General features: G+C 48.9%; 9 protein-coding genes and 2 tRNA genes. 2 read left to right on the top strand and 9 right to left on the bottom strand.

Annotation, left to right across the window (positions count from 1 at the left end; all coding sequences use genetic code 11):
- Nucleotides 1–160: 160 nt before the first annotated feature.
- Nucleotides 161–245: transfer RNA gene (locus tag ACTHY5_RS10015), tRNA-Tyr, on the bottom strand.
- A 126-nt stretch (nt 246–371) separates the two neighbouring features.
- Between ACTHY5_RS10015 and ACTHY5_RS10020 the strand changes: the two genes are divergently transcribed.
- Nucleotides 372–845 (top strand): VC2046/SO_2500 family protein, encoded by a 474-nt coding sequence (locus tag ACTHY5_RS10020; RefSeq protein WP_441879238.1) that lies wholly within the window; start codon nt 372–374, stop codon nt 843–845.
- Nucleotides 846–885: 40 nt separating this feature from the next.
- On the opposite strand, the gene ACTHY5_RS10025 is transcribed toward ACTHY5_RS10020, so the two are convergent.
- From ACTHY5_RS10025 to ACTHY5_RS10040, 4 genes are all read right to left on the bottom strand, one after another.
- A complete protein-coding gene (locus tag ACTHY5_RS10025; RefSeq protein WP_441879240.1) occupies nt 886–1,986 on the bottom strand; it encodes a ketoacyl-ACP synthase III in 1,101 nt (366 codons plus the stop codon).
- 102 nt (nt 1,987–2,088) lie between these two features.
- Entirely contained in the window at nt 2,089–2,466 is a 378-nt protein-coding gene (locus ACTHY5_RS10030) for a thiol-disulfide oxidoreductase DCC family protein (protein ID WP_441879242.1), read from the bottom strand.
- A 53-nt stretch (nt 2,467–2,519) separates the two neighbouring features.
- The gene (locus ACTHY5_RS10035; protein WP_441879244.1) at nt 2,520–3,995 is read right to left on the bottom strand and encodes a carboxypeptidase M32; all 1,476 of its coding nucleotides are present in this window, start codon (nt 3,993–3,995) and stop codon (nt 2,520–2,522) included.
- Between the two features lie 179 nt (nt 3,996–4,174).
- The gene (locus tag ACTHY5_RS10040) at nt 4,175–4,318 is read right to left on the bottom strand and encodes a DUF3149 domain-containing protein (protein WP_441879246.1); all 144 of its coding nucleotides are present in this window, start codon (nt 4,316–4,318) and stop codon (nt 4,175–4,177) included.
- 226 nt (nt 4,319–4,544) lie between these two features.
- Here ACTHY5_RS10040 and ACTHY5_RS10045 point away from each other — a divergent pair, with 226 nt between their 5' ends.
- Nucleotides 4,545–5,414: an MYG1 family protein gene (locus ACTHY5_RS10045; RefSeq protein WP_441879247.1), complete on the top strand. Its 870-nt coding sequence runs from the start codon at nt 4,545–4,547 to the stop codon at nt 5,412–5,414.
- 49 nt (nt 5,415–5,463) lie between these two features.
- Here ACTHY5_RS10045 and ACTHY5_RS10050 read toward each other — a convergent pair whose 3' ends face one another.
- From ACTHY5_RS10050 to ACTHY5_RS10065, 4 genes are all read right to left on the bottom strand, one after another.
- A complete protein-coding gene (locus ACTHY5_RS10050) occupies nt 5,464–6,309 on the bottom strand; it encodes a TraB/GumN family protein (RefSeq protein WP_441879249.1) in 846 nt (281 codons plus the stop codon).
- A 2-nt stretch (nt 6,310–6,311) separates the two neighbouring features.
- Nucleotides 6,312–7,178 (bottom strand): SDR family oxidoreductase, encoded by an 867-nt coding sequence (locus ACTHY5_RS10055; RefSeq protein ID WP_441879251.1) that lies wholly within the window; start codon nt 7,176–7,178, stop codon nt 6,312–6,314.
- 101 nt (nt 7,179–7,279) lie between these two features.
- Nucleotides 7,280–7,355, bottom strand: a tRNA-Arg gene (locus ACTHY5_RS10060).
- Nucleotides 7,356–7,444: 89 nt separating this feature from the next.
- The coding region (locus tag ACTHY5_RS10065; RefSeq protein WP_441879253.1) for a DMT family transporter at nt 7,445–8,317 on the bottom strand (873 nt) is incomplete at its 5' end.

The following is an 8,317-nucleotide window of genomic DNA, read 5'->3' on the forward strand; positions in this document are numbered from 1 at the left end:
CGGAGCCGTCAGATTTACAGTCTGATCCCTTTAGCCACTCGGGAACTCCTCCACAAATTAACTTGTGTTATGCAGGCTAGCTATTTATGTAAAGTGCGTTGTTATTACTCAACCCTTTACTGCTCTATCGAGGCACTAACTGCATCGATTAACAAATAAATGGTGGAGGAGACTGGATTCGAACCAGTGAAGGCGGAGCCGTCAGATTTACAGTCTGATCCCTTTAGCCACTCGGGAACTCCTCCACACTTTGTGAAACGCATACTACCAAAAAGATTGGGCTTGTGAACCCCTAAGGTGTCATTTTTTACTAAATAAATAGGGTTTGCTGCCGATAACAGATCAAACGCCTACTTTTTACACTTTTATATATGCAGACTGAACTCAATAACACCTTGCTCGTCAACGACAGCCAACTCGGAGACCGCCTTAATCAGGCGGTCTCCGAGGGCCGTCGTAGCGACTTTGGGTTATTGCTGTCTATGCTGTCAGAAGATGCGCGCGATTTACCTCGGGTAGAAGAAAGTAAAAATGAGCAGGGCGAACCTGACTGGCGTGAATATTTTTCTTTGCCTGATGCAAATCCGCTATATGCACAAGCGCAAGATGAAATTCGAGCACCTCAGCTCTCTTCTTTAGCCGGTGAACTATACCAAGACAGTTTACGTATGATGCTAGCCATGCGTGCTGAGCCACTAAAAGTAAACAATGACGCTTTACCTTATGAAGTCAGTAGTAACCTTGACCCTCGCACTCAAGCCCGGTTAGCAGGCAAATACCTTACCAGCAGTATTCCCCAAGACCCCAGCCGTATAATATCGGTGCTAGAGGGGCTGAAAGCGTAATAGAGCTTGAAGCTAGAAGAAAAGCATAAACCATAAGCTCCTAAAGGTGTTTTGTTTCGTCCAGCTTCCAGCTTTCTTGACAGCCTTTTATGGCCGGCGCTAATAATTCAAGCGCGGTTTTATCACAAGGGGGCAGGGCTGCATCTGACAGGCGCAGTGGGGTTGTGCGCGATCCCCAACGAATGACTCCCGCTCCCCAAGTCAACCCGGCACCAAAAGCGGCGGTTAGCAATAATGCTCCGGGTTTAACTCGACCTTGTTCAAGAGCATCGCACAGGGCTATAGGCACAGTGGCTGCCGAGGTATTACCGTATTGCTCAATGTTGATCATTACTTTATCGATGGGCAAGTCCATCTTTTTGGCTAGCGTGTCAATAATACGAATATTTGCCTGATGAGGCAGCAGCAAGTCGATATCTTGTGTGGTTAAGTCGGCTTGCTCTAGTACATTTTCTGCGGCATAGCCCATGCCTTTGACAGCACGCTTGAAAATTTCTTTGCCATCAAAGTTAACATCAAATAAGCCATCGGTATGCGCAAAGCGCTCTCGTGCGGTACCTGAGTTAGGAACAGCCAAAATATCATTGGCTTTAGCATCACATCCCAGCTTATCGGCAATAAGCCCCAGTGGTTGGTTATCGGCCTCTAATACTACGGCACCGGCACCATCGCCAAACAAAACGGCTGTGTCGCGTTTGGTCCAGTCGAGGTAATGGGTAAGTCGCTCAGCGCCAATCACTAACACACGATTCATGGAGCCGGCTTTAATTAAGGCGCTGCCGACACTTAAGCCATAAATAAAGCCGGTGCAGGCGGCGTTAATATCAAACACTGCCGCATTGCCTATGCCTAAATTACGTTGTAGCGCAGAGGCCGCGCTGGGCACTAAGGTATCAGGGCTGGCGGTGGCCATAATAATGCAGTCTATGTCATTGGGCTCAAGATCTGCAGCCGCCAGGGCGTGTTGCGCGGCTACAGTGGCAAGTTCTGACGTGTTTACATGTGAGATACGACGCGAACAAATACCCGTGCGGCTATTAACCCATTGATCTGAGGTATCTAAAAAAGTACTCAAATCATCATTACTTAACGCGGCGGGAGGTAAGCATTTTCCCCAGCCGGTAATATTGGCGTAGCGCATAATAAGCCTCTGTTCATGTTGTAAAGTCTGCTATCGGTTATGCCTCAGCGACGTGTTAGTGTCAAATATAACCTAAGCCCACTTTAATACTGCTAAGCGAGCTTAAAGGCGCCCTTGGCGTTTTAATCTTCGCTCTACCCAAGTGCGATACAACCATGATAAGCAGGGGCGCACTAAGGGTAAACCAATAAACCAAGCCAGTAGCTTGAGTCTGGGCACACGACGCATTAATAAAATGTAGGCATCAATTTCACTGAGTATAGTGCCATCGGCTGTTTGTACGTGTAGCTCACGCATCACTGCCTCAGGCGTGAGCCCAATATTATGAATTGCGTCTTCTTGGTCGGTAATATCAAACCAGTAAATGTCGTGGCCGCCTGCACCTGCCCAGCGCTCGTAATTAGCGCGGTCTTTAATGCAGCTTTCACAACTGCCATCATAAAACACCACTAATCGGTGGTGTTCTTGTTTGTTCTCCATCTCTCCCTCCTAGCCCCTTTGAGTCGAGGTCAGCTATCTGCCTCCGCTTACTTTTACCCCAAGTAACGCTGCTCTAAATGACGCTTAAAGGCACTGGCGTTTAATGGTTGTCCGCAGGCTTGGGTTATCAAGGTGTCTGTTTCTAGTAGGCTAGCATGTTGCCAAATGTTGTGTTGTAACCAGTCGAAAATGTTGGGCAGGTGCTGCGCAATTAAGGTATCGAGTGACCCATGTTGCTGTTGTATTGCCTCGGCTTGTTGGGCGGCATACATGGCACCTAGGGTGTAGCTTGGGAAATAGCCAAAGCTGCCGTCTGTCCAGTGAATGTCTTGCATGCAACCGTCTTTATAGTTGCCTTTGGTGCTGAGCCCTAAATAGTTTTGCATCAAGCTATCCCAGCATTCTGGTACCTCTTTCGCCGTTAATTTACCTTCAATAAGATCCCGCTCTATTTCAAAACGCAGCATAACGTGCGCCGGATAGGTGACTTCATCGGCATCGACCCGAATAAAGCCAGGCTGCACCTGAGTATAAAGCTGAGCCAAATTGTTAGCGGAAAATGCCGGCTGTTCACCAAAGTGACGTACTAATAATGGACTGAGTTGCTTAATAAAGGCTGGATGACGGGCAAGTTGCATTTCAAAAAACAGACTTTGTGATTCATGAATACCCATAGATCGTGCCTGACCGACGGGTAACTTGCGCCATTGTGCCGGTAGCCCTTGTTCGTAACGGGCGTGGCCAGTTTCGTGGATCACGCCCATTAATGCTTGTGCTACATCTTGTTCGTCGTAGCGGGTGGTTAAGCGAACATCTTCACTCACGCCCCCACAAAAAGGGTGCACGCTGACATCTAAACGGCCATGGTTAAAATCAAACCCTAATAAGCGCATCACATCTAGCCCCAACGCTCGTTGTTGCTCCGTGGCAAATGGCCCTTGGGGAAGCATAACGTGATCGTGAGCTTGCTTATGTTGCACATCACTAATTAACGTAGGCAACCATTGCTTAACTTCACCAAACACTTGGTTGAGGGTGGCACTGCGCATACCGGGTTCAAACTGCTCTAATAAACTGTCGTAACGAGATAAACCGAGTACATCGGCTCGCGCTGCCGCTACCTGCTGAGATAAGTTGAGCACTTCTTCAAATAAAGGTAAAAAGCTCGCCCAGTCGTTGGCAGGACGCAAACTGCGCCAAGCGTGTTCACAGCGAGAACCGGCTAAAGAAAATGCCCCCACTAAATCACTGGGCAGCATAGTGGCATCGCGCCACTGACGGCGCATTTCGCGTAAGCTCACGGTTTGCGCTGGAGTTAATGTACTTTGTTGTGCTGCCTCAAACCAGTCGGCTAATTGTGGTGCTTGCAGCTGTTGGTGGCTTAGCACTGCCAGCGTACTCATGGCCTCGGCACGGGCTTGACTGCCCCCTGCTGGCATCATGGTGGCTTGATCCCAGCTACAAATTGCCCCTAAATGTTGTAGGTGATGTTGTTGTTCAAAATGGCGAGTGAGGGCATCATAAGACATAGCAGGCTCCGTAAAACAAAAAGTGTTACGCCGCTTAAATAGATCAGGTCAAGGTGTCGTTTGCTTGAGTAAAGCTGGCGGCGTAGTAAAGATAAGCCGCAGTATAAGCTAAGTGAATGCCTAAGAGGAAACGACAAGCCCCGGGGAGGAGGAGTAGGGCCTGTCGTTGTAAACTGGGGTTATTCGTCAGTAGAGGTGGCAGTACGCACTTTGTAAACAAAGAAACAGCCCAAAAAGCTAATAATGATTGCGGTGCAAATAATCACCATCATTGACATAAAACCAACATCGCTACCAAACATTAAATCAAGCCAAAAAGCCATAGTCGTCTCCCTTCGTGTGCGCTATGGAGGTATCTTAGCGACTAGGGGCAGCGCCATGCTGATCTTGATCAATAAAGTGCACAGTTTAAAACCAAGGTATGCTTGTGTTGTTAAGTTGTGCTTTTTAGTGGAGTGTTCATGGAAGAAGGTGCCTTGTGCGGCTTTGATTGCTAATATCACACTCACAAATTTTTGCACAAATAAGTGCATGGCATAGAGTATTGTAATGAAAAAAACCATAGTAACCCACAGCGGTAAATTTCATGCCGATGATGTCTTTAGTGTCGCCACACTAATGCACCTATACCCAGATGCACAACTAATACGCACGCGCGATGCCGCCCTAATCGCTCAGGCTGACATAGTGGTCGACGTGGGCCAAGAATACGACGCTCAAGCTGGGCGTTTTGACCACCATCAGCGCGGTGGTGCCGGTGCCCGCGATAACGGTATTCCCTACTCTTCATTTGGGCTGGTATGGCGCTATTATGGCTTGGCGGTGTGCCAAGGTAACCCGTTGCTTGCTGATAAGCTAGATGCAAATTTAGTGGCGGTGATTGATGCCATAGACTGTGGCTATGGCATGTCAGGTAATGAGCAAGGCGTGAGCCTGAGTCACACTATTGGCTTATTAAACCCAACCTGGCAAGAAGCCGATAACTTTGATGACTGCTTTGGGCAAGCGGTGCAGTTTGCCACTACTATTCTGATGCGCTTTATTGCCAATGCCACCGCTCAACTTGATGCCTATCAAGAAGTGGTTGTGGCCATTGAGCAGGCCGAAGAAGCTAGCATTGTGGTGCTAGATAAGTACATTCCGTGGAAGCAGGCGGTGCATGAACATGGTCAGCAGGTGTTGTATGTGGTGTATCCGTCCCCTGCGCAGCAATGGATGATCCAAGCGGTGCCTGTGGCTCCTGATTCATTCGACAATAAACAGTCTCTCCCCCTGGCATGGGCGGGGCTATCTGGGGCCGAGTTACAACAAGCAACGGGTGTTAATGACGCCGGTTTTTGCCACAACAATCGCTTTATTGCCGGTGCCGCCTCTTTTGCTGGTGCGATGAAAATGGCCAAACTGGCCTGCCAAAATTAAAATGGGGTCGGAGTCAATTAATCATGCTCTAAATTGACTCCGACCCCATTTAATTTCTTGTTATTTTATAGCCGGCATTGCGTAGTAGCTGCAATAAGCCGTGCTCGCCGTATAAATGCAGCGCCCCCACTACCATTAATGCACTAGAGGGGGCTTGGCGAGCTAGGTTTTCTAGCCAGAGTTGATTGCGAGACAGCAATAGCTCTTGTTCAATAAACGCTGTCATATCAGGCGATTGCTCATCTTGCAGTAAGGCCAATAACGCCTGCTCATCTCCCGTTTGCCAAGTGGTTAATAATAGCGCTAGCTGCTCGGCTAATTCTGCTTGCTCAGCCAAAGTATGACGAACAAAATCAACTTCTAGCTGGCGCTCAGCCAAGCTTGATAATAGCTCAAACACCAGTGTAGGCGGCTCTAATCCACTGATGGGAATCCCTTGTTGTTGCGCTAAACGCAGCAGTTGCATATCCACCCCTTTATCACTGGAAAAGCCTAGGCGCTGGGCATTCGCCTGACTCAGTTGCATGGCCGCAAACCAAGGCGGTAGGCCACTTAGATGGGCTAAATTCAGTGCATTAAGCTGCTGTTTAAGCTCAGTGGCTAATGGCTCTCCTAATCGAGATGACCAAGTTTGCTGCTTGGGCAGGGTTAAATAGGGGGCTAATACAGCAGGCGTTAAGGTACTTGGATCGACTTCTACATACAGGTGTTTACTGTGCGCTAAGCTCTCTAGTAAGGGCTGGGGCAGGGGGTTTATGCTTTCATCGGCTAAATGAATTGAGCCAAATAGCCACAGTTGCTGTTCGCCTTTTACCGCAGACCATAACGCCGGTGCGGCTAAGCCGTAACCGGCACAGCTCCACAACAACAGCATCAGCAATAGTTTTAACCGCACAGCTAGCCTCCGGCTTTAAGTAATAATTTATCGAGTGCCCGTGCACTTAATAAACGACGTAAATAGCTCATTATAATGGTGGGGCGAGTGACGGGGTAGCGAATGTTGGGCTTATGACTGGTAAGAGCATGCAGCAAGGGGGGCATGCAGGCGTCTGGCTCAAGACTATACCGTGAGCTAGGGCCAGGCTGTTCGAGCCGATGTAAAGTGTGTTGATAATTGGCGTGGTGGCGGCTGTTATTGGTATCGATATATTGTGCAAAGGCGCGTTTTGAATTGGCCCTAAAGCGGGTTTCTATTGGGCCCGGTTCAATTAAGCTCACCTTAACGCCGGTGTTTTGTAGCTCTAAGCGCAGTGTGTCTGTGTAGCCCTCCAGCGCAAATTTAGAGGCATTGTATGCCCCGCGATAGGGCAGGGCCACTAAGCCTAAAATTGAACTATTTTGCACAATGCGACCTTCCCCTGCGGCTATCATAGTGGGCAGCACCAAGCGGGTAAGGTGATGTAAACCAAACACATTGCTTTCAAACTGCTCACGCAACGCCTGAGTGGGCAAATCTTCGAGTGCCCCCGGCTGGCCGTAAGCTCCATTGTTAAATAAGCCATACAGTTTGCCCCCCGTGAGTTGCAGCGTATTTTTTACGCCAGCCTCAATGGAGGCTTCATCATTCAAATCCAATACAATGGCGGTGAGGCCTGCTTGGCGCAGGCTATCTACATCTGCTTGTTGGCGAGCGGAGGCGATCACTTGAAAACCCTGTGCCTGCAAAAAATGGGCGGCACACAGACCTATGCCCGACGAACAGCCGGTGATCAGGACGCTTTTTTTAGAAGAGGGGCCAGTGCTGTGAGTGGAAGAGGATGTCATAAGGGGCTAACGCCTTTAAATGATGCAAATAAAGGCACACTCTGCCAGTGCTTGACCTAGAGGGCAAGTTGTCGCAAAGATAGCAGGATAATAAAGGAAAATGGCGCTCCCACCAGGGCTCGAACCTGGATCGGCCGCTTAGGAGGCAGCTGTTCTATCCTGTTGAACTATAGGAGCACAGCAAGATTATATATAAGTCGCTGCCCATTGAAAACCCGCCCAGAGTGCAAGCGCTTATAAAAGAAGCGCTCTTGTTTTGTCTTATTTCAAAGGCGCTGTGCTGTTTTAAAAAACTCAACGCCGTTTTTAATAAAGATCACACTCACCACAATCGCACCCCCCAGCAAGGCTAACGGGCTAGGGCGCTCGCTTAATATCCACCAAACTAATAAGGTGCCGAAAATGGTTTCTAATAGCAGCAATAAGCTCACCTCAGCCGAGGGGATATATTGCGGGCCTTGTTGAATAAGGGTAAAACCGATGGGGAGCAATAAAGCACATAATAACAGCAGCCAGCCGGCATTGACTGCGTCGGGTAACGCTAAGGCGCTATCAGTTAGCGTTATCCAAATAAAGGCCAGAGCGGCAGTAAACAGGCCACTGAGAGTCAGCATGGGGCTCATATCAATGTGGGGCCGACTGCGGGCCAAGGTTAAGTTACCCGCCAAGCCTAAGGCGGCTAATAAGGCAAAAGCACTGCCCAGCCAAGAGCCTGAGCCTACATCGTCTATCACGATAAGACTCATTCCTACCATGGATCCCGCAATGGCCAACCCGGTGCGCAGTGCCAAGCGTTCATGTAAAAAGAGGCGGCTTAATAAGGCGGCAATAAAAGGCGCTGAGGCGAGAATAACCAGCACATTGCCAGCTTTGGTAAAATGATTGCCCAGCACAAAGCCTATAGTACTTAAAGTAAATAGCAGGGCGCAGCCTATGCCAACGCGGGTACAAGCCATATAAGCTTGCAACCATTGGCTGCGATAACGAAACAGCACAATGGCAAAAAAGCCCAGCATATTGAACAATCCGCGCCACAATACCACCTGCTCGGCAGGCAAGGTGATAAAGCGTAATAATAAGGCATCGGGAGCAATCACCAGCACACCGAGAGCGGTGATCATTAATCCTTTTTGATGGGG

Origin of the sequence: Oceanisphaera sp. (assembly GCF_052084945.1) — a bacterium.
Lineage (GTDB): Bacteria > Pseudomonadota > Gammaproteobacteria > Enterobacterales > Aeromonadaceae > Oceanimonas.

What these genes read in the sequence shown, in the direction of transcription:
- ACTHY5_RS10020 (WP_441879238.1), top strand. Translation starts at nt 372, where the DNA reads ATGCAGACTGAACTCAATAACACCTTGCTCGTCAACGACAGCCAACTC.
- ACTHY5_RS10025 (WP_441879240.1), bottom strand. Translation starts at nt 1,986, where the DNA reads ATGCGCTACGCCAATATTACCGGCTGGGGAAAATGCTTACCTCCCGCC.
- ACTHY5_RS10030 (WP_441879242.1), bottom strand. Translation starts at nt 2,466, where the DNA reads ATGGAGAACAAACAAGAACACCACCGATTAGTGGTGTTTTATGATGGC.
- ACTHY5_RS10035 (WP_441879244.1), bottom strand. Translation starts at nt 3,995, where the DNA reads ATGTCTTATGATGCCCTCACTCGCCATTTTGAACAACAACATCACCTA.
- ACTHY5_RS10040 (WP_441879246.1), bottom strand. Translation starts at nt 4,318, where the DNA reads ATGGCTTTTTGGCTTGATTTAATGTTTGGTAGCGATGTTGGTTTTATG.
- ACTHY5_RS10045 (WP_441879247.1), top strand. Translation starts at nt 4,545, where the DNA reads ATGAAAAAAACCATAGTAACCCACAGCGGTAAATTTCATGCCGATGAT.
- ACTHY5_RS10055 (WP_441879251.1), bottom strand. Translation starts at nt 7,178, where the DNA reads ATGACATCCTCTTCCACTCACAGCACTGGCCCCTCTTCTAAAAAAAGC.